General features: G+C 48.9%; 20 protein-coding genes. 7 read left to right on the top strand and 13 right to left on the bottom strand.

Features of this window, described 5'->3' with window-relative positions:
• Window positions 1-2 precede the first annotated feature (2 nt).
• The gene (locus tag SynMVIR181_RS05975; RefSeq protein WP_186590336.1) at window positions 3-725 is read right to left on the bottom strand and encodes a DUF475 domain-containing protein; all 723 of its coding nucleotides are present in this window, start codon (window positions 723-725) and stop codon (window positions 3-5) included.
• A gap of 85 nt (window positions 726-810) precedes the next feature.
• Between SynMVIR181_RS05975 and SynMVIR181_RS05970 the strand changes: the two genes are divergently transcribed.
• From SynMVIR181_RS05970 to SynMVIR181_RS05960, 3 genes are all read left to right on the top strand, one after another.
• Window positions 811-1,566, top strand: a complete 756-nt coding sequence (locus tag SynMVIR181_RS05970; protein WP_370593881.1) for a hypothetical protein — start codon at window positions 811-813, stop codon at window positions 1,564-1,566.
• A 381-nt stretch (window positions 1,567-1,947) separates the two neighbouring features.
• Entirely contained in the window at window positions 1,948-2,151 is a 204-nt protein-coding gene (locus SynMVIR181_RS05965; RefSeq protein WP_186590334.1) for a hypothetical protein, read from the top strand.
• Between the two features lie 204 nt (window positions 2,152-2,355).
• The gene (locus SynMVIR181_RS05960) at window positions 2,356-2,697 is read left to right on the top strand and encodes a hypothetical protein (RefSeq protein WP_186590333.1); all 342 of its coding nucleotides are present in this window, start codon (window positions 2,356-2,358) and stop codon (window positions 2,695-2,697) included.
• A gap of 158 nt (window positions 2,698-2,855) precedes the next feature.
• On the opposite strand, the gene SynMVIR181_RS05955 is transcribed toward SynMVIR181_RS05960, so the two are convergent.
• Both SynMVIR181_RS05955 and SynMVIR181_RS05950 read right to left on the bottom strand, forming a co-directional pair.
• A complete protein-coding gene (locus tag SynMVIR181_RS05955) occupies window positions 2,856-3,152 on the bottom strand; it encodes a DUF3104 domain-containing protein (protein ID WP_186590332.1) in 297 nt (98 codons plus the stop codon).
• 465 nt (window positions 3,153-3,617) lie between these two features.
• A complete protein-coding gene (locus SynMVIR181_RS05950; protein WP_186525181.1) occupies window positions 3,618-3,812 on the bottom strand; it encodes a hypothetical protein in 195 nt (64 codons plus the stop codon).
• 688 nt (window positions 3,813-4,500) lie between these two features.
• Here SynMVIR181_RS05950 and SynMVIR181_RS05945 point away from each other — a divergent pair.
• Together SynMVIR181_RS05945 and dnaK are read left to right on the top strand one after the other, a co-directional pair.
• Window positions 4,501-4,776: a hypothetical protein gene (locus SynMVIR181_RS05945; RefSeq protein ID WP_186590331.1), complete on the top strand. Its 276-nt coding sequence runs from the start codon at window positions 4,501-4,503 to the stop codon at window positions 4,774-4,776.
• Between the two features lie 548 nt (window positions 4,777-5,324).
• On the top strand, window positions 5,325-7,196 hold the full coding sequence (dnaK, locus tag SynMVIR181_RS05940) for a molecular chaperone DnaK (RefSeq protein WP_186590330.1): 1,872 nt from the start codon (window positions 5,325-5,327) through the stop codon (window positions 7,194-7,196).
• A 255-nt stretch (window positions 7,197-7,451) separates the two neighbouring features.
• Here dnaK and ccsB read toward each other — a convergent pair whose 3' ends face one another.
• The 8 genes from ccsB to SynMVIR181_RS05900 all read right to left on the bottom strand — a co-directional run bounded on the left by ccsB (window position 7,452) and on the right by SynMVIR181_RS05900 (window position 14,570).
• Window positions 7,452-8,384, bottom strand: coding sequence for a c-type cytochrome biogenesis protein CcsB (ccsB, locus tag SynMVIR181_RS05935; RefSeq protein ID WP_186590329.1), 933 nt, complete (start codon window positions 8,382-8,384; stop codon window positions 7,452-7,454).
• A 42-nt stretch (window positions 8,385-8,426) separates the two neighbouring features.
• Entirely contained in the window at window positions 8,427-9,605 is a 1,179-nt protein-coding gene (locus tag SynMVIR181_RS05930) for an LptF/LptG family permease (RefSeq protein ID WP_186590328.1), read from the bottom strand.
• On the bottom strand, window positions 9,602-10,330 hold the full coding sequence (gene lptB, locus SynMVIR181_RS05925; protein ID WP_186590327.1) for an LPS export ABC transporter ATP-binding protein: 729 nt from the start codon (window positions 10,328-10,330) through the stop codon (window positions 9,602-9,604). Before lptB ends, SynMVIR181_RS05930 begins: the two co-directional genes overlap by 4 nt.
• Window positions 10,327-10,752, bottom strand: a complete 426-nt coding sequence (locus SynMVIR181_RS05920) for an LptA/OstA family protein (protein ID WP_186590326.1) — start codon at window positions 10,750-10,752, stop codon at window positions 10,327-10,329. Before SynMVIR181_RS05920 ends, lptB begins: the two co-directional genes overlap by 4 nt.
• Window positions 10,753-10,817: 65 nt before the next feature.
• Complete coding sequence (locus tag SynMVIR181_RS05915; RefSeq protein WP_186590325.1) at window positions 10,818-11,177, bottom strand: DUF309 domain-containing protein; 360 nt, start codon at window positions 11,175-11,177, stop codon at window positions 10,818-10,820.
• Entirely contained in the window at window positions 11,174-12,976 is a 1,803-nt protein-coding gene (typA, locus tag SynMVIR181_RS05910; RefSeq protein WP_186590533.1) for a translational GTPase TypA, read from the bottom strand. The genes SynMVIR181_RS05915 and typA overlap by 4 nt, the downstream gene beginning before the upstream one ends.
• A gap of 502 nt (window positions 12,977-13,478) precedes the next feature.
• On the bottom strand, window positions 13,479-13,748 hold the full coding sequence (locus tag SynMVIR181_RS05905; protein ID WP_186590324.1) for a U32 family peptidase: 270 nt from the start codon (window positions 13,746-13,748) through the stop codon (window positions 13,479-13,481).
• A gap of 54 nt (window positions 13,749-13,802) precedes the next feature.
• On the bottom strand, window positions 13,803-14,570 hold the full coding sequence (locus tag SynMVIR181_RS05900; RefSeq protein WP_186590323.1) for a M15 family metallopeptidase: 768 nt from the start codon (window positions 14,568-14,570) through the stop codon (window positions 13,803-13,805).
• Between the two features lie 100 nt (window positions 14,571-14,670).
• On the opposite strand from SynMVIR181_RS05900, the gene chlP reads away from it, so the two are divergent.
• The gene (gene chlP, locus SynMVIR181_RS05895) at window positions 14,671-16,059 is read left to right on the top strand and encodes a geranylgeranyl reductase (RefSeq protein ID WP_186590322.1); all 1,389 of its coding nucleotides are present in this window, start codon (window positions 14,671-14,673) and stop codon (window positions 16,057-16,059) included.
• A gap of 15 nt (window positions 16,060-16,074) precedes the next feature.
• Here the strand turns inward: chlP and glyS are convergent, their stop codons facing one another.
• Window positions 16,075-18,234, bottom strand: coding sequence for a glycine--tRNA ligase subunit beta (glyS, locus tag SynMVIR181_RS05890; protein ID WP_186590321.1), 2,160 nt, complete (start codon window positions 18,232-18,234; stop codon window positions 16,075-16,077).
• Between the two features lie 146 nt (window positions 18,235-18,380).
• On the opposite strand from glyS, the gene SynMVIR181_RS05885 reads away from it, so the two are divergent.
• On the top strand, window positions 18,381-20,120 hold the full coding sequence (locus SynMVIR181_RS05885) for an NADPH-dependent assimilatory sulfite reductase hemoprotein subunit (protein ID WP_186590532.1): 1,740 nt from the start codon (window positions 18,381-18,383) through the stop codon (window positions 20,118-20,120).
• Here SynMVIR181_RS05885 and SynMVIR181_RS05880 read toward each other — a convergent pair.
• Entirely contained in the window at window positions 20,104-20,847 is a 744-nt protein-coding gene (locus tag SynMVIR181_RS05880; RefSeq protein ID WP_186590320.1) for a M15 family metallopeptidase, read from the bottom strand. The two genes, SynMVIR181_RS05885 and SynMVIR181_RS05880, sit on opposite strands and share 17 nt — an antisense overlap.
• Between the last annotated feature and the right edge of the window lie 5 nt (window positions 20,848-20,852).

Raw genomic sequence — 20,852 nt, 5'->3', positions numbered from 1 at the left:
GATCAAACTTCGTGTGCCAATGGCTCTTTCCGCTCTGAAAAGCCCCAAATCATCAGTAGCGCAACAGTTAACAACGTCCACCATTCAGGCAGTTGCAAGTCAGAAAAGATCAATGTAGAAATAAGTTTGACGCCTACTAAAGCAACGGCAAGATAGCCCGCAGTTTCTAATCGTGTATAAATATCAAGCCAACGAATGAACAGTCCCGAAGTAAAGCGTAGTGCAACAACACCAATGAAAGCACCGGTAATCACAAGAATAAGTTGGTCACTAATCGCAACGGCAGCAGCAACACTATCGACTGAAAAAGCTAGATCGGTTAAGGCCAATGCAACGATCGTCTTTGTAAAGGAGATCGGAGATGCAGGCCTTGAGGATCCCGAGGGAGTCTCAGAGCTTGATGCCTTGAACCAGATATGAGAAAGAAAGAGCCACAGCAGATAAACACCGGCAAGGAGTTGCAACGGTTTAAACGCCAAAACCCACTGAGCCAATAAAATCAAGGCAACTCTGAGGAAAAAAGCAATCGCAATTCCATAGTCGAGCGCTTTCTTTTCCTGAGCTGGATCGTTTTGCTTACGAGCAACAGCAGCTAAGGCAATGGCATTGTCGGCGGAGAGTACCAGCTCCAAAGCCACAAGCACTGGAAGGAGAGGTAAGAGCTCAGCCCATCGATCAACGCCATCGAGAAAAGGCGTTAAAGATGGTAGGGCTGCTGAATCCATCGCAACAGTTTAGAAATGGTTACCCCCCTCCAGAGGCATGAAGACAAAGGTCGAAATTTGCCACATCGATAGCGACCGATGTGTCGTGCGTGTCAGCGGCATCGAGGGTGAACAGGATCTCGGCAGCTCGCTAGGAGAGGCTGCTGATGCAGAGCAAGCAGAAGACCGTGCACGAGAGCGGCTCGTACAAAGGGTCCTTATGGCAAAGCCACCCACTGAACGAAAGCATCCCGTAGAAAGTTCCGTAAAAAAACAAGAACAGGGAGAAGCCAAGCCACCAAAAAAGCAACAAGTTGAAGCTAAAAACGAGCAAAGCCGATCAGAACCATCGCGATTAGCCCCGTCTCAAGATCAGAAATCGCAACCAAAAGCAGTCTCTGGACAAATCGCCGAAACGATCACAGAACAGATCTCAGAACCGAGCGAGGCACCGATAGACCCAGACGATTGGAGCGAAGAACTCACCGCAATCGATCTACAACTTAAGCGCATCGGATGGACCCGTGAGAATGAACACATGTATTTAGAGCGAGCATATGGACATGGGAGCAGGCACAAATTAACGAGGTATAGCGATCTAGTGTCCTATCTCAATAAGCTGAAAAGCTTCGAAGTAGGAGCAGAAGCCAGTGCAGTCCAGACGCCTCTACGCAGAGGCGACTTGATCACGCAAGGGGACGAAATACTCACGACCCTGAAATGGGATCAAGAACGGGCAAAAAGTTTCCTTCAATCAAAATTAGGAGCAACATCAAGGCAACAACTCAGCGATGAACAATTATTTGAATTCAATATGTTTCTAGAGGAGCAGCTGATAGCAAAAATGCCAACAGGAAATTAACCAGGTCGTAGGCTCCTATTCTGAGTCAAGAAACAAGTAAAATCAAACATTAACCAGGCTGAAGAGCAACTGCTAGATCAAGCAGATAACATTTCTCCAGAGTCAAGGATGAAAGCAAAGTCGGTTGTTTATGAACTCAAGCGAACCCTAAAAAAGTGCAACATCTCAATAGAGAACCAAAGACCAACTAGGACAAACAATTGAGGAGGCCTAGCTGACTAAACATGACCTGCTGTCGCGCTGAGAGCTTGAAGACTCACGATCAAAACCTCAAGGAAACGACAAGCCGTCGCAACAGTCGCAATCAAGACTTCTTAAGGATTGCTCCATGGCAAAGCAGTTGTGTGCGCATACCGTGACAGAACAGATAGGGCTAATTCAATGGTCAGCATTCCCAAAAAAGGTGTTTTCTGCATGAAGTGGGATTCGGATGGCGAGCTTTCTACCCATGACACGGATGCATTGATCAAACGCCTGGCCAACGCTGAAAAATCTCGGCGCACGATGCTCGACCACTATGAACTCAGAAGATGGCACTCGCGAATGAATGATGACTTTCCTACTTGCCACACACTGGCTAGTTAGTAACTGCACCCTTAAAGATTGAAGAAGCCACAAAACCAAATCAAACATTCGATTAAAACTCAAAATATGTTTAATAGGATAAAAGCCGTCACTTGCAAATGAAAACCTACCAACTCGTGAATTTACAGTGAATCGCGAGTTGGGATTCTTAGAAGAATCAATGAAGTAAGCGAAATATGATGCATCTCGCGATGATCAGCAAAGATGAATTCATCAAGGCTAAACCCATACAAAAACGGCGCACTCACATCAAGTGATTGTCAAACAAGCATCGGGTCTCTAGAGTTTAGTAAAGAACTGGAGACACATCATTTGGCAAAACAGAAAAAGATCAACCTTCCCTATTCAAGAAAAGAGATGGTGGATTCACTCTGTGCCAAATGGAATTCGATGTGCCACAGCAGCAATGATCAGAATCAGCTAAGTTCTGAACAATTTCGAGACTTAGCGAGGACAGAGACGGATGATGAACTTTTCAAGGATTGCTGTACTTCTGCAAAGAAAGAAGGTCTCACGCTATCTGAATTCATGGCACGCTATGTGTAAATAGGTAATGGGTTATACGCAACAAGAATCCATCCGCCCATAAAACAAAGCTTGCAATATCAATAAGCTAAAGAGTCAAGGATTGGCAAGTGCACAAAGCAAAAATAAACTTTAAGGCCAATAACCATTATTCATAACAACCTGAAAAAGATGGATTGCTAGTCATTTGACAATCCATCCAACCCGTATAGCACATGTGATATTTCGGCTACATTGACCCAACTAATCTTTTCGTCATCAACATCAACAACTTGAATCACATGATGACCGCTAGGGTCTCTAGCCTCTTTTTTACAGGACACAACTTGGCCCATCCACCAACTGTGGTCTTTCTTGAGTGTGACTTGATTATCCCCTTTTACAATGATGTAATCACCAGGCTTTACACCAAGAAAAGCAGGATAAGCAACCTGTCCATAGGGAAATGGCATTCGTTCCTTAGCTTCATAACTCATGACTTCGGCCCTATCTGCTACCGCTCTAACCCACTCAAACAGGAAATGCCAACTTGGATGGCGAAATGTAAAGCAAATCTAAAGGGCTGATCCGCTTTGCCCAGTCGTAAGGGGCTGAATGGCAAATCGCAGCAAGAAACAGAGATTAAGCCTAAGAACCAAAGAAAATAGGAAGTGATGACATCAAAGTAAGAAAGTCTCTTCCAACGATACATAAGCGAAGAAGAATTGATGTTAAATAAAGGTCTTTCACATGCAATACCAGGCAAATCAATAAAGCAACTATCAATCGATAACAGGCAGTATAATATCAATTTCAAGTAATTCTTGAAATTGTCTAAGCAGTTTGAATAATTAACGTGAAACACAATACATAATCAATCAAAAAAAAGGACCGTAAGAAAATCATCAGCGAGGATGAATTCCCACAGTGCCAAATTAAACAGACGAATCAAAAGATCCGAATCAGCAATCAAAGACTTTGCACATGGGCGAACCAGGATGGGTATCGCAGATATCGTCAAGCACTTTATCTTTGTGACGGTTAGCTGGATTATCCAAGCCGCCATTCTCTTTAGGATCAAACTCCTCTGAGGAGTGCTTTTCATTGGTGCTGTAAGGCACTTTGAACTTTTCGTACTTATCAGTGATGTCTGACATGATGGGCGTACAACAACTTATTTACTATAACGAGCACTCCTGTCAAATGGGTTAAGTCAATATGTAGGTCCAGACTCATAGTATCAACAATCACAATGAAATTGGTGTGGATCTGGAAACAATTTGTTTTCATCTCATTGCCTTGACAGTCCTAGATGAAAACGATTGAACAAATCGAAAGCCTTGAACTCGCATAGACAGCAGCTTGAATCAAGCTCTGCTAGCACGGAGTAAATGAAACAAAAAAAATGGGAGGTGCATTACTTCTCCCACTGGGCCTTGCTTTTACCATTCAATTTTGACTGGTCTGACAACAAAAAATGTGACTGAGAATCAGCAAAGTATTGCTAAATGCAGCTAAGAGTATTACATAACTCTTAGCCAACACATGAATCAAGATACTGCGATACCACTTGGTTAGCTTAGGTGTATCTAAGGCGAAGACAATGAATCTCTACTTGACTTAGCTTCGCCTTCAGAAAGGGTAACCGCATCCTAAAACGTAGAAGACATGGAGATACGCAGTAATGAGGCCAAGGGAAGCTGGTATGCAGCTATTGACGTGGCGAGGGCTATAGTGAAGAAGATCCAAGCAGCGATGGTACAAGCCTTAGCTTCACGCTTTTTATTTTTTTAATCCTGCCTCTGCACCTTTCATAGAGGACTTGGATAATTCAAATCTGATCTAATGTTAAACGCTAAAGATACAGTATCAGACCAGCGTATTGAAGAGATCAAAAAAATGATTTGGGAGATCTTTGACACCTACAAAGATGGTTCAAGCATCGCTAGACAGTACCAACTATTTCAAGACATGAAAGATTTGAATATTGAGATTCTCGCAAGTAACAATCAGTTTCGGATGGAGAACAAGCAACTAAAGCAACAACTACACGACATCAAAGATTATCTATCCACCGATACCGAAGAAAACTATTTGCCAAATAGAATGATGAGCGAGTAAGTTTAACGCAACCATGCTATTTCTAGTTTCAAGGAGTAACTTGATTCTAATTCGGATAAAGTTAGTCAGATCCTTGACGGATTCTACCTATCTGGCTGATGTAGATGACCAGGGCAGCCTCCTAGAAATGAGGAGTTCTCTCTAAGTCAATGAACAGAAGGGCAAACACTCACTAATTCCAATCGAGAATTGGCATCAGAAGCGGATCTCGAAGGTTGGATCATGCATGGCTTGATGGATACCGAGGCACATAAACAAAGTTGGGATGCACTGCGTTTTGGATAAGAGCTCTTGCTGGATCGGTATTTTCCTCTTTTAGCGGTGCATTGGGAAGAACACTAAGAGCATTCACTAATTGAATGGCGTGATGAGTGGGATTCTGCTCAGTATTGAGAACTTTATGTCTTGTTAATCCTTTTGTCGTAATAACCCATCCATAACCGAACACCCTCGGTAATAACTGGGGTTTCCCTCACCTGCCTGTAGGGTTTGCCCCCTTCTGATTTGTTGTCTATTCCAATAAGTATATATGAACACGAAATAAACAAATGACAAAAGTTGTTGGCATTGACTTGGGCACAACGAACAGTTGTGTCTCAGTAATGGAAGGTGGCAACCCCACCGTGATCGCCAATGCAGAAGGGTTCAGAACAACCCCCTCTGTTGTTGCCTACACAAAAGGTAAGGACCAATTGGTGGGTCAGATTGCCAAACGCCAAGCAGTGATGAATCCAGAGAACACCTTTGGATCCATTAAACGCTTTATTGGCAGGCGAACCGATGAGGTGACTGATGAAACCAAAGATGTTCCCTATACCGTTGAGTCCGTGGGAACCAAGGTGAAGATCAAGTCACCACTGATGGAGAAGTCCTTCTCTCCAGAGGAGATCAGCGCCAGTGTGCTCAGGAAACTCGCTGATGATGCTTCTAAGTATCTGGGTGAAACAGTCACTCAGGCCGTTGTGACCGTTCCTGCTTATTTCAACGACTCTCAACGTCAGGCCACGAAAGATGCTGGCAAGATCGCTGGTCTTGAGGTTCTGAGAATCATCAACGAACCCACTGCGGCTGCTCTCGCCTATGGATTGGACAAAAAGAATTCAGAGAAAATCCTGGTGTTTGACCTTGGTGGTGGAACCTTCGATGTTTCCATCCTGGAAGTAGGAGAAGGCGTGTTTGAAGTGATCAGTACCTGTGGTGATGCGCACCTTGGTGGTGACAACTTCGACAAAGTCCTTGTCGATCACATGGCAGAAACCTTCAGGAGTGCGGAGGGGATTGATCTGAGAAACGACAGTCAGGCACTACAACGCCTCACTGAAGCCGCTGAAAAAGCAAAGATCGAACTCTCCTCCTCAACTCAGAGTGAAGTGAACTTGCCCTTCATCACAGCTACCGCTGATGGTCCTAAGCACCTCACAATGACGGTGACCAGAGGCAAGTTTGAGGAGATGTCCTCTGATCTGATTGATCGGTGTAAGAAGCCAGTTCAACAGGCCCTCAAAGACGCAAAACTCTCACCCAGTGACCTCAATGAAGTGGTGATGGTGGGTGGTAGTTCACGCATTCCATCAGTGCTTGAACTGGTGAAGTCAGCGACTGGGAAAGAACCTAACCAGACTGTGAATCCTGATGAGGTAGTGGCGATTGGAGCGGCTGTTCAGGGTGGTGTTCTTTCAGGTGATGTGAAAGACATCCTCCTCTTGGATGTCATTCCCCTTTCTCTAGGAGTGGAAACGATGGGCAGTGTTGTGAATGTGATGGTTCCTCGGAACACCACCATTCCAACCAACAAAACTGAGATCTATTCCACTGCCATGGATGGCCAAACCACAGTGGAGATTCATGTTCTCCAAGGTGAAAGGCAAATGGTGTCCGATAACAAGAGCCTTGGAACCTTCCGCTTAGATGGAATCCCTTCCGCCCCTCGTGGCGTCCCTCAGGTGGAAGTGGCCTTTGACATTGATGCCAATGGAATCCTGAGCGTTACTGCAAAGGACAAAGGCTCAGGCAAGGAACAATCGATCACCATCACCGGTGCATCCACTTTGAGTGAAAGCGAAGTGGATCGGATGGTGAAAGACGCCGAAGCAAATGCTAATTCCGATCAGCAAAAGCGGGAAGCGATCGACACCAAAAACCAAGCGGAATCCTTGATCTACCAAGCTGAAAAGCAGGTAGAAGAACTAGGTGAAAAGGTCTCTCCTGAGGCCAAAACCAAGGTGGAACTAGTTCTCACTGAACTGAAAGAGGCCGTTGCCTCTGATGACACCCAGAGGATCAAGGAACGAGTGGAGGGTGTTCAGACAGCATTGATAGAGATGGGAGCTGCTGTTTATTCAGGAGAAGAGGAACCATCTACCACCTCCTCAAGAGATGACGATGTGATCGATGCTGAGTTCGTAGATTCCCCTCAATAGGGAATCACAATCACTACAGGTGGTGAGGGTGTCTCCAGAATCTCTGAGATCTATCCACTCTCACCATCATTCCTCTCAATCCTGCCACACTTTGCAATGAGGTACTCAGAGATCACACACGTATGGGAGAGTCTGTCTCTATTCAATGGTTAGATGATTAAAAGACAGAAAGAAAACTTGCTATTATCGCCGTTCTTGACGTTTGCCAAATACTCTTTTTAGAGATAGCAACTAAATAGCCAACGAAAAACCTGGTTATCCAAAGAACCATCCATAGCTATGGAGACCAATACCAAGAAGATTAACGCCGATATAACAAACCCCAATCACAACCAAACCTGCGCTCGCCACTAGGGCAGGACGCCTGCCCTGCCAACCTCTACTTAAACGCGTATGCAAGTACGCCGCATAGACCAACCAACAAATCAGGGCCCAGGTTTCCTTGGGATCCCAGCTCCAGTAGCTGCCCCAGGCCTCGTTGGCCCACACCGCGCCGCTAATGATCCCAACGGTAAGAAGCAGGAATCCAACCGTAATGGTGCGATAGCTAAGGCTGTCCAACAGCTCATTACGCGTGAACTGCACAGAAGACAACTGAACGTCAGGCTCACCCACGCTGCCAAGGGGAGTTGCAAGGGCAGCACGCCGATATCCTCCACTTCCAATCGAGCTGCTGCGCAGTTCCAAGGCATGACCACGATCCGTCACCAAAACAGCGACTGACAACAGAGAGCCCACCAAAAGGGCGGCGTAACTCACCATGATCACGCTCACGTGCATCACAAGCCAGCTCGATCGCAGCGCTGGAACGAGCGGAGAAGCCTCTTGTAACTGATCAGGAAGCGCAAAGCTGGCAAAAGCAATACATCCCAGGCCCATTGGAGTCGCTGACGCAGCAACGATCGGTGTTGGCCAAGATCTCTCCACCAACAGCTGAGTAAGCGTGCATGCCCACGCAAGGAAGCAAAGCGATTCATAGAGGTTGCTAATCGGGAAATGCCCCGACTGCCACCAACGGAAAACGAGTTGAGCGGTCAAGGCGAGGTTGGCTGTTGCGATCAACAGCGTTACAAGGCCTGACGTCTTCTCTGAGCTCACTTTCCAGAAGGCGAGCGGTAAGGCCAACAGCAAAAGGGCGAAAGCAAACAATCCCAGCCCAAGAACCGGATCCATCCCAGCCATCTCCATGAACACCATCAACGCTTAATAACCTAATTCTGACGTGTTTGCTTACCGGCTGGCCTGTCGCAACAACACTCCACCACCTGCAAGAGAAATCAAGACAGGTCCCCAAGCAGCCAGAAGGGGAACCAATGTCCCTTTGACACCAAGTGAACTGAAGCTAAAACTCAACACGTAGTAAACAAAAATAAGCACCACACTGATACCAAAACCCTGACTGCGACTCGTTCTGCTGTTGGGCTTTGCACCAAGACTCGACCCGATCAAACCAAAAACCAAGCAGGCCATCGGGACGGTGAATTTTTCTTGAATCCGAACTCTGAGCCTGCGAGCTTCTTTACGGTCACCAGCATCAGATAAAAGTTGCTCTGCCTCTATGGCTTCAGATACAGTCATATTGTTGGCATCTTTTGGCAATCTTGCGATCCTTAGAGGCGCAGGACTCAGTGGATAAAGGTATCGATCGAAATCAGCTGATGTTGTACTGCCTGAGGGAGTGAGCGTAAGTATTTTGCCATCCTTAAATTCCCACTTAGCCTGCGGCTCATTCCAGTTTGCCTTTTCTGAAACAAGCATCTGGGTGAAACCGAATCTAGAAAAATCTAAAACAGTCACGCCACTCATCGTTCCATCCCTGAACTCACGTGCATAGAATAATTGAGTTAAACCCTTACCCATATCACCATCGGGGCCAGAAACTCGACCAAAACGAGAATAAACAATATTGTCTCCTTTTTCGGCAGCAATCGCTTTACCTAGAGCACGTTGTAATGTGAACTCCGCAGAACGATTTGTTCGCGGCACGATGACGTCGTTGAAAAGAAACGACAGACTCGTCATCAACAGGGCTAGAGCGATTGCAGGTGCAACCATTCGGCTCGCCGTCACACCAACACTTCGAAGCGCGGTGAGCTCACTATTGGCAGAAAGACGGCTGTAGGCGAGCAAAGATGCCATCAATGTGGCCATTGGGAAGGAAATCACCATAAAACTTGGCAACTTCAGCAACAACACTTGAACGGCGATGGTCCAAGGAAGATTTGATTCAACAATCTTGCGAACCAGATCAAACATCACCCCTACGGATAGGGACACAACCGTGAATGCTGTTAGAGCAAATAACAAGGGTCCGATCAGTTCACCAAGAAGCCAACGATCAATTAAGGGAACGCGATGAATAAGTCTGCGCAGCTGTCGTTGAGCTGCAATCCAAAGATCGTTTATCACAACTGGAATCCCTCCCCTAAATAATGGCGTCGTACAAGTGGGTCATTGGCTACTTCGTCGGAACGACCAGACGCGAGGATGCTTCCATCCGTCAAAATGTAAGCCCGATCAGTAATGGCAAGAGTTTCACGAACGTTGTGATCGGTGATCAGGATGCCCATTCCTCGCTGGCGTAATCCATGGATCATTTGCTGAAGATCGGCCACAGCCAATGGATCTACCCCGGCGAAAGGCTCATCGAGAAGGAGGTAGCGAGGACCTTCTAAACCAACGGCAAGAGCTCGGGCCACTTCGCAACGCCGACGTTCACCACCCGAGAGTTGGTAGCCACAACGATGGATAAAGGGCTCGAGATGGAAATCCTCGATTAATTGATGCAAACGTTGATGACTATCAACCTTGGAAAGTCCGCTTTGAACTAACACAAGTTCCAGATTTTCTTGAACCGTCAATTGGCGAAAGACGCTGGGTTCCTGCGGTAAGTAGCCAATTCCAAGACGCGCCCTTTGAGGCATCGACAGGTCAGCAACGGGATGCCCATCTAGAAGAACTTGACCCCGATCAGGACGTAACAACCCAATCACTAAATTAAAGCTGGTGGTTTTGCCCGCCCCATTGGGTCCAAGCAAACCAATCACTTCACCTGGCTTCAAGGTGAGAGATAGGGAGCGTACCAAGGGCCTGCCACCGAGAGTCAAAGTGACCTGATCAAGACTCAAGCTCATGGCGTTAAGGGAGTCTGACCATCAGGACTCTGTTTTAACAACAGAATGGACTGAACTTGCTGACCTGGAATTGGGTTCGCCAGAGCTCGTTCCTCATCAAGGTTGTAGGTCACGCGCTCAGCACGAATACTGTTTCCATCGTCTTGCACCACATCCACATCTCCGCTTAAAACAAGGATCGACTCCCGGCTGAAATACTGCGCCTGACGAGACGTCGCGACCGTTCCCCGAGACGGATAAACGATCCGAACATTACCGACGGCGGTCACCACACCGGTGATGTTGTCTGCACTTTGCGTATCCGATTCAATCGTGATCAAATTATCTTCCCCTGCTTCTTGCTGGGCATGCATCGGAAGCATAGAACCAGCAAAAACCAAGAAGGCAGCAACGGAAGAGAGTTTGGCAATCCAAGTGATCATTACAGGTCTAAGGGATGGAAAAAAAACAGATCAAACTAATTATCCCAGGCAATGTACCTGGACAGCTAAGAGTGCACACGTAACTCAGGAACTGGAAGTGCGACAGGATCGGTCTCTCGTTGAAGCGCTTCCAGTCTCAAACGAGCCTGCTCTCGAACGAAAGGCAAATCGAGCCCAAGATCTCCTGATTTTGCAGAAGAAAGTCGACCTACACCTTCGCCCAACAAGATTGTTGCACCTCTAAGATTGCCTCGTTCTAAGTGAACATGAGCAACTGCAATTTGGAGTATTCCCTGTAACAATCTCCGATCGGCTCCAGCCGTTTCATGCCAAATATCCTCAAAAGCATCGTGAGCTTCATACCAGGCGCGTCGATTGAAGAAATCGACGGCCTGCTGAAATCGGGGATCGTCGTGAACGCTCAACGCTTAGCCATTTTTTTGGCAGGTAATTTTCTTAACCGCATCGATTCAGGAGTGACCTCCAGCATTTCATCAGGTCCGATATATTCCAAGGCACGCTCTAAAGTCATCTGAATCGGTGACTGAAGCGAATCCAAAACATCAGCGCCAGCAGAGCGAATATTCGTTACTTGCTTGGCTTTGCAGATATTAATTTCCATATCTTGCTGACGCGTGTTCTCACCAATAATCATTCCCTTATAAACTTTTGTGCCTGGAGTAATGAAGAATTGCCCACGATCTTCAGCTCCTTTTAGAGCATAAAAAGTAGCTGTGCCTTCTTCAAAAGCAATCAAAACTCCATTCCTTCTGTTATCAAAATCACCCTGCATCGGACGATATTCAAAAAATGAATGGCTCATGATTCCTTCACCGCGCGTAGCGCGAATGAATTCACCGCGGAAACCAATGAGTCCCCTAGACGGAACAACAAATTCAAGCTGCGTGCGGTTGTCAGCGCCGGTTTCCATATTTTGCATCTCACCCTTACGCGTTCCCAATTTTTCAATACAGCTACCAACAGCAGCTTCAGGAACGTCCATCACCAGTGTTTCCACAGGCTCACAAGGTGTGCCATCAATCGTCCGGAAAATCACCTGGGGCTGAGACACCTGAAATTCAAATCCCTCACGGCGCATCGTCTCAATCAAAATTCCGAGGTGAAGTTCACCACGACCACATACAGAGAAACGATCAGGAGAATCTGTATCTTCAACTCGTAAAGCGACATTCGTGAGCAATTCACGCTGCAGGCGATCACGAAGCTGACGACTGGTGACAAACTTGCCTTCTTTTCCTGCAAAAGGAGAATCATTGACCACAAATGTCATCTGAAGCGTGGGCTCATCAACTTTAATCAGGGGTAACGCTTTTGGTTCATCCGGGCATGCAATCGTTTCGCCGATATTGACATCATCGAAACCAGCAACTGCAACAAGATCGCCAGCAGATGCTTCTTCGATATCAACTCTTTGCAGACCTTCAAAGCCCAAAAGCTTACTAATACGTCCTCTTTTTATGCTGCCGTCATCCTTAATAAGAGATGCTTTTTGACCCTGCCTGATCACACCATTATGAACGCGTCCAATAATGATTCGTCCAAGAAAATCTGAGTAATCAAGGGTAGTAATTTGAAGCTGAAGTGGCTTTTCAGGATCACCAACAGGGGGTGGTACATGACGCAAAATCGCATCAAACAGAGGACGCACGTTGTCGCTCTCTGTTTTCATGTCGGGCTTCGCGAAACCGCCTAAACCACTACCAAACAAGTAAGGGAAATCACACTGATCGTCATCAGCACCAAGCTCTATAAAAAGGTCAAGAACTTTATCTACAGCCGTTTCTGGATCAACACGCGCACGGTCAATCTTGTTAACGAACACAATCGGCCTCAAGCCCTGTTCGAGGGCTTTTTTGAGGACAAAGCGGGTTTGGGGCATGGGCCCCTCATTGGCATCAACGATCAGCAAACATCCGTCCACCATGCCGAGCACACGCTCAACTTCTCCGCCAAAATCAGCGTGACCAGGCGTATCAACGATGTTGATTCTCGTGTCGTTATAAGTAACCGCCGTGTTCTTCGAAAGGATGGTGATTCCGCGTTCCCGCTCTAAATCATTGGAGTCAAGAACGCAGGTTGGAACGGCCTCGTTGTCGCGAAAGATTCCGGACTGGCTGAGCAGAGCATCCACAAGAGTGGTTTTGCCATGATCCACATGGGCGATGATCGCTATGTTGCGAATCGCCTTATTCTGGGCGCTCATGAGGTCCGTAACGTTATAAGGGAAACTTGGGAACGCCAGCAGGCGCAGCCGCGACATGCTATCTCAAAGTGAGACTTGTAACGCTTGATTTTCGCTTCCGATGCGCAAACTGCCACGCGTAACGCCAAGCCCTTGATCGATTTGCTCCCTCTTCCATACGTCCGCTGAGAGGGGGTGACCCAAAAGAGCATCGCTCTAAGGCTGAATCCTGAGTCGAGTTGCCTAGGCGTCTTCATCGAAAAGATTCAGGCAATAGCGTTTGATTCCCGCATGAAGCAGGGCACATAGATCCTCGACTCCTGTTTATGGCTTGCCGTTGAAGAGAGTATTGCGACAGCCATGATCTGTTTTCAGCGGGTGCTCCACAAAACCTCGATCCGTTCCGGTGGAGAATCCTCCACCAAGTCAAGCAATTAGCTGAGATTCAAATCACAACTGGCTGTTAGACGATCGAGCCCCCAGAACTCGAGGAACCAAAGCAAGCTCAGCGGATTCGCAAGATTCAACGAGACGTCACAAGCGCAAGAGACCAGCCCGTACCGCCCAAACGCTCACGACCTAAACCGTGATCCCGGGTTATCTCCAAAACGGCCTGACTCATGGTGTTACCGCGCTCTCCATCAGCCAAAACGGGCTGAAGCCCCAGATCCAGCGGAGTCACCACATGTTCTGATCGACACAGACAGGTGCTTTGCCATTTCGGATCACTGCTGAGGCACTGATAGGAATAGGCCACGCATAAGGCCCCTCGCACAAACACCTCTAAGGGCATGGCAAGGGAACGCTCTTGGAGCTGGGGAAAGCAACGCTGGGAAAGATGATGTGTTCAACGTCCAAGAGCTAGCTGACGTGCCGGTTCAAATTGACGCAATGCATCGGCTGACCCTTCAAAACGCCAATGCCATGGCTCATAGCTCACACCTTGAGGGTTCACTTCTGGAAAAGACAGCGTGAAGTGATAGCTGGCGGCGTAATCCTGCAACCAACGAAATGCCGGAGTCGTTTCAAAGGAAACCGAAAGATTGGTATCTGGGCGACTGCCATCACCAAGATCAATCGCATAGCCAGTGCTGTGTTCGGAATAGCCGGGCGGAGCAGAAACCTTGGCCCGTTCTTCGGCCGTTTGATTTCTTTCTGATTTCACATCAAAAAAAATCCCCTGCTGCAAGTTATGAGAGCGATAGCCACTGATCAGCCTCAGATCGATTCCATCTGAGGCTGCGGCACGGCGCATCGAGTCCAGTGCGAGTGCTGCATCTTGATGCAGCTCAATTCCTGCCTCAACGGGCACAAGTTGGCTGACAATCGCCTCCTCATAAGGAAAGTGTCCAAGCAGACGACCGTCTTGATCTGGCGGCGCTTCAATCCCATCCACCACTGGAACTGGAGCCGATGGAAACAAAAAAGAACGACTTGCCAGCAATCCAGGGCCAAACCAAACAGCAGCCAAACTGCCTCCACCCACAAAGAGACACGCGAAAAACACACCAAACCCGCTGCCACGCTTGCGAGGAGCAGGTTTCGAGCGTCGGGCGACAGGAATGTCATCCCGGGTGCTTCGGCGAGTGGCGGCGACCCTTCCCAGAGGAATCATGCAGTGTTGTTTCAATCGTAAGGGGGTCGGCTAGGGCCTAGTAGCCCTTTTCAAGATGCGTGATTAGTTTGAAATCAATGACCCGGCGGAGTTTGCTGAGATGCTGAGAGTTGCCGTTGTCGGTGGTGGACCGAGCGGATCCTGTGCCGCAGAAGTGCTTGCACGGGCCGGCATCAAGACTTGGTTATTCGAGAGAAAACTCGATAACGCCAAGCCTTGCGGGGGAGCGATTCCGCTTTGCATGGTTGAGGAATTCGATCTTCCGGATTCGATCATCGACCGCAAAGTTCGGAACATGAAGATGATTTCACCCTCCAATCGGGAGGTTGATATCAAGTTGGACCCACTCGGTTACGACGACAATGCCTATATAGGTATGTGTCGACGCGAGGTGTTCGACTCTTTCCTGCGCAATCGCGCTGCCGACTTAGGCACCACTCTGATCAATGGGTTGGTGCAAAAGATCGACACAGGTGACAAACGCCAAGGTCCTTACACCATTCACTACGCCGACTACAGCGCAGGCGGTCCCACCGGCGAGATGAAAAGCCTGGATGTGGATTTAATCATTGGCGCCGATGGAGCTAACTCCCGCGTCGCGAAAGCGATGGATGCCGGTGATTACAAAGTGGCGATTGCCTTCCAAGAGCGCATCAAGCTGCCAGCAGAAGAAATGGCCTACTACGAAGATCTCGCCGAGATGTACGTAGGAACAGATGTCTCACCTGACTTCTATGCCTGGGTGTTCCCTAAATACGACCACGTCGCCGTGGGCACAGGGACCATGCAAGAAAATCAGTCCCTGATTAAAGGTCTTCAAAAAGGCATTCGCGAACGCGCCCGTAAGCGCCTGTTCAAGGGCGAAGTCATCAAGGTGGAAGCGCATCCGATCCCAGAGCATCCCCGTCCTCGCCGAGTGGTGGGTCGCATGGCGTTGGTTGGAGATGCAGCTGGCTACGTGACCAAAAGTTCCGGTGAAGGCATCTACTTCGCCGCAAAAAGTGGTCGCATGTGTGCGGAAGCGATCGTGGAAATCTCCAAAAACGGCACCCAAATGCCTACTGAAAAGGAGATCAAGAACACCTACCTGAAACGTTGGGACCGCAAGTACGGAGCAACGTACATCGTGCTCGATATTCTTCAACGGATCTTTTATCGCACCGATGCTGCCCGTGAAGCATTCGTCGAAATGTGCGATGACCAAGATGTCCAGAAGCTGACCTTCGACAGCTATCTGTACAAAAAAGTGGTGATGATGAATCCCTGGCAGCAGGTGAAACTCACAGCTCGCACCCTTGGGAGTCTTCTGCGCGGTCAAGCCTTAGCCCCTTCGAGCTACGACTGCGTACCTTCAGCGGTGGGGCGATCCGATGGTGACTTCCTTGCCGATGAAGCGGCCCAAGCCATCAAAGCGCAGACCTCTGGTCATGCAGTCAAAAAAGGTGAAGCGGAGATCGAGGAAGAGCGCTCCAAGGTCACAGCAAGCTGAAACCCTGGTGAGGCATCAGGACTGGATGCAATCAAATTGCGCCAGGACTGATGCCTGATTTTTCAAGACACCAAGAAGATTGAGGCGATTGCGGCGGACATCGAGATTGTCCGCCATCACCATCACGCTTTGCGGACCATCAAAAAAGGCCTCCAGCGCTTTCGCAGCACCCTGCAACCCTTCCGCAAGCTGGTTGTAATTGCCTGATTGAGCAAGGGGAGACAGCTCATTGAGCGATTGCAATAGAGCCGCTTCGCTTGCTGATTCGAACAAATCGGAGGCAACCACTCCCGAAGTTGTGAGCTGATCGGCCCCAAGATCACCTTTCTCGGCAAGTTTTGCAGCGCGCTGCACCACAGCCTGGACCGCCTGTAGCCGCTGATCGCGACGAAGCTGATGCAGCAAAACAAGACGTTCGCGAGCATCCACTGGATCACGAAGCAAACGCGCATCGCCGACGGCCTCTCCTGCTACGGATTGAACCAAATCAGCTGGAAAGCCATCCTCCTCGAACTGAGAGACCATTCGCTGCCGCAGTAAAAGCGACAGATCGGCCACTAAAGCCTCAGGTTGCACCGCAAAGGAGGGGAATCGTTCCGCCCAATAACAGGCTGCATCCGAAAGCAAGCTCTGCAAAGAAAGACGCCAACCGCGATCCCAAAGAATCTGAACAATGCCATTTCCAGCCCGACGCAGGGCATAAGGATCGGATGAACCACTGGGGCGGTCGCCCTTGGAGTAGATGCTTAGTAGCAGTTCCAAGCGTTCCGCAAGGGCCAACAACGCTCCTGCATCACTAGAGGGAAGAGCATCTCCAGCACCACGGGGCTGGTAGTGCTCAGCCACTGCAAGAGCGACCTGACGATCTTCCCCCTCCTCGAGCAAGTATTTACCGCCGATCAAACCCTGCAGCTCAGGGAACTCGCCCACCATCTGGCTCACCAAATCATGCTTGCAGAAGTGAGCTGCTCGCTTGGCATGCATGGCGATGTCTGAAGGAATCGAAAGCGATTCGATCAACTGCTCTGTCATCCAAGACATCCGCTCACATCGATCGCGCAAACTTCCGAGCCCCTTCGCGAAGGTGACGCGATCCAGGGCATCCCGGCGCGACTCGCTCGGACTTTTCCGATCCACATTGAGGAAAAATTCCGCATCGGCCAAGCGGGCACCCAACACCCGCTCATTGCCCCGCACGATGGTTGCGTCCGCAGGCTCGAGGCCATTGCTCACCAGCAAAAACTTCGACAGCAGGACGTCGCGTGCCTGAAGTGCCAAAGGATCGTGATGCGCGTTCTCGCGTTTCAACGGGACATAGCGCTGGTGGGATTGCATCACCGTGACAATCACCTCAGGTGGCAGATCGAGATAACAATCAGCAATCTCCCCACTCAGCACTCTGGGTGCCTCCACAAGATCAACCAACTCTTCAAATAAACCTTCGGGACAGTCAACAGAGGCAGAGCATGCTGCGGCCTCTGTGTCCAAAGCTGAGCGAATCAATTGCTCGCGTTGGGATCGATCCACCATCACACCAGCCTTCTTTAAGGCATCGAAATATTCATCCGCGTGCTCGATCTCCAATGTGCTGTTGCGAAGACGATGGGATCGACTCAATCGACCGCTTTGAACAGGTGGTTGCGCCGCAGAAAGAGTGACCGGAATCAGCTCAGATCCATACAGCGATACGAGCCAACGAACAGGACGGCTAAAGCGTTGATCGCCATTGCCCCAACGCATGAATCGCCTGCCTTGCAAGCCATTGATCCAGGCAGGAATGCGCTCATTGAGAAGGGTTGTGGTGGTGTCACCTGGGGTACAAACCCGAGCAAATAGACAAGGCCCCTTCGGCGTGTCACGCGCTTGGAGTTCTGAAGGATCCACACCGCAACGCTTCGCAAAACCCAAAGCGGCAGGACCGGGTTTCCCATCCACCAGGGCCTGCTTCACGGGAGGTCCCTTGCGTTCTTCCTCTAAATCAGGCTGTTGATCAATCAACGAGTCCACCACCACAGCAAGGCGTCTAGGTGTCCCCGACACCCTGACTTGGCCATGGCTTAAGCGAAGGTCCTTCAGGTCGGACGCCACCATTTGCTGAAGCTGCTGCAATGCCGAGTGCACAAACTCTGCGGGCAGTTCCTCGGTACCGATTTCAAGCAGGAATGTTGAGGACACGCCGATTGGATATGTAGGAATTGACTGTATTGGAAGCCGCTTCGCTAGTTTCAAAAGACCTATCCCTTGAATCCGTGAACGAAGGTTTGACGACAACCTCAGGGACGCAAGAAGCTGGGCGCGATCGGAAGCTTGATGGCCCTTCAATACCTACAGAATCGATTGACACAGCTCTGTCTAAGGCTGAAAAGCGGAAGCTCTACAGCGGGCATCTTCGAGAACCGTTATTGACAGAGCTGAGCAATGAAGAGATTCGCTTTAGTGAAGATGCAGTTCAGCTACTGAAGTTTCATGGGAGTTACCAACAGAATCATCGAGAATTAAGAAAAACGGATAAAATTAAGTGTTGGCAGATGATGCTTCGCCTTAGAAATCCAGGCGGAAGAGTTCCGGCACAACTTTTTTCGGCTCTGGACGACCTTTCTAATCAATACGGAAACGGAACACTACGCATCACTACACGCCAAGCCTTTCAAATGCATGGCATCCCGAAATCCGACCTTAAAACAGTCATTGGCACGATCATTAAAAATTTGGGTTCTACTTTAGCCGCCTGTGGTGATATCAATAGAAACGTTATGGCACCAGCAGCACCATTTGAAAACAATGGATACCCAGCTGCCAGAAAACTTGCTGACGAGATTGCTGACCTGCTAAGCCCCAAAGCGGCTGAAGGTTCTTACTTAGACATGTGGGTTGATGGTGACCTTAGTTACCGATTTAAACCTGCAAAACTTGTCAAGCAAGCCCGAGAAAGGCAATTCGAAGAAGGGATATTTTCCGGAAGCCAGGATGAACCAATTTATGGTGATACTTACCTTCCTAGGAAATTTAAAGTTGCTGTCACCGTACCCGGAGACAACTCAGTTGACCTACTCACACAAGACATCGGGCTCGTTCTATTCACAAACAAGAACGGAAGTATGCGCGGGTGCAATGTTTATGTGGGTGGAGGCCTAGGAAGAACGCATAATCAAGAAGATACGTTTGCACGAATTGCAGATCCCTTGGGTTATGTAGAGGCTGAGAATATATTTGACCTCCTGCAATCAATCATGGCGTTGCAAAGAGATCATGGAGATCGCGAAGTAAGAAAACATGCTCGCATGAAATATCTTTTGCACAATCGTGGGATTCAATGGTTCCGCGAAACCTTGATCAAGGACTATTTTAAAAAGGATATCAAAAGTTTAATTCAGGAACCGCCTGCAAAATTAATGGATTATCTAGGCTGGCATCGCCAAAAGCCAGGTCTATGGTTTGTGGGACTCCCTTTCATGTGTGGCCGGCTGGAAGGAACTGTTAAGGAAGGGATTCGCTCCATTGTTGATAGATATCAACTAGAAATACGACTCACCCCAAATCAAGACTTACTCCTCTGCAATATTGGTTCTAGTCAAAAATCATCCATCAAAAGTGAGTTGTCCGAATTAGGGTTTGAACTTCCAGCAGAGGTTTCTCCCCTCGTACGGCATGCCCTCGCCTGTCCAGCCCTACCCACCTGCGGACTAGCCGTTACTGAATCGGAAAGAGTTCTTCCCGATGTTCTCGAAAGACTGGATTCCCAGCTCAAGCAGCTAGAGATTAAAAAATCCATTCTTGTTCGTATGACCGGATGCCCGAATGGGTGCGCCCGTCCATATATGGCTGAACTTGGCCTTGTAGGAAGCGGTGTCAATCAATATCAGCTCTGGCTTGGTGGGAGCGCCAATTTGCAGCAGTTAGCCCGTCCGTTCCTACAGAAGATGCCTCTTGAGGACCTTGAAGCAACGATCGAACCCTTGCTTCAAAGTTGGAAAGAAGCTGGCGGGCGGCGGGGCTTTGGCGAACACATCAGTAAACTTGGTGATGCCACCGTTCAAGAGATGCTCAAGATTTCAAACTGAACAAGTCTGGATCCCGTCCATAAATGGCACGATCCGCTTGAACAGTCCAAGCCCAAAGCTGATCACCAAAACTGAAGTGCCACCACTCATTCGGGTGACGCACAAATCCCGCCTGAGTCATCACACGATGCAGTAAACAACGACGGCTATGGAATAAAGCAGCGGTCCCATCAGGATGATTCAGCGCTGCATCAGCATGGTGAAGCGGTAAAGACTCGGGGCCGATCGCATCAATTTCCCCCCCCATATCCAAGGGGTTCCCCTTTGCATCAATGAGAGTGAGATCCACAGCAGCTCCAGTGCTGTGGGGAGGCGGTATCGAAAAATCAGAACTCGGTGGAGCCCAAAAACGTGCCACCTCAGAGCGAACGCTTTCCAAACGATTCAGCTGTTCTGAATCCTCTGGATCAATGCCTTGGCGTGCGCACTCCTGCTCAATGGCGTGGCTCACCATGAAGGATTGAACTGACACGGGACGCCAGGCATCGAAGATTCCAAACCGAAGTGGTTGGAGTCCAACCCCGCTTGTGATTCCTTGGAGATGAACTTGAGCAGCCAGCAAACGACTTCTCACTCCTTGGCGAAGACAAAAGGGATCTGCTGCATTCCCATAGGGCGCCCCCAATGACACATAGGGGTGTGGCTCCATGCAGATCACAACAGAGCGCAGCGGTCGCAGGAATTCACCGCAATCGTCAATCAAGATCGAATGCCATGGACGCAGCATGATGA

Source organism: Synechococcus sp. MVIR-18-1 (assembly GCF_014279835.1).
Taxonomy (GTDB): Bacteria; Cyanobacteriota; Cyanobacteriia; order PCC-6307; family Cyanobiaceae; genus Synechococcus_C.
This window is presented reverse-complemented; position numbering and strand designations above follow the sequence as displayed.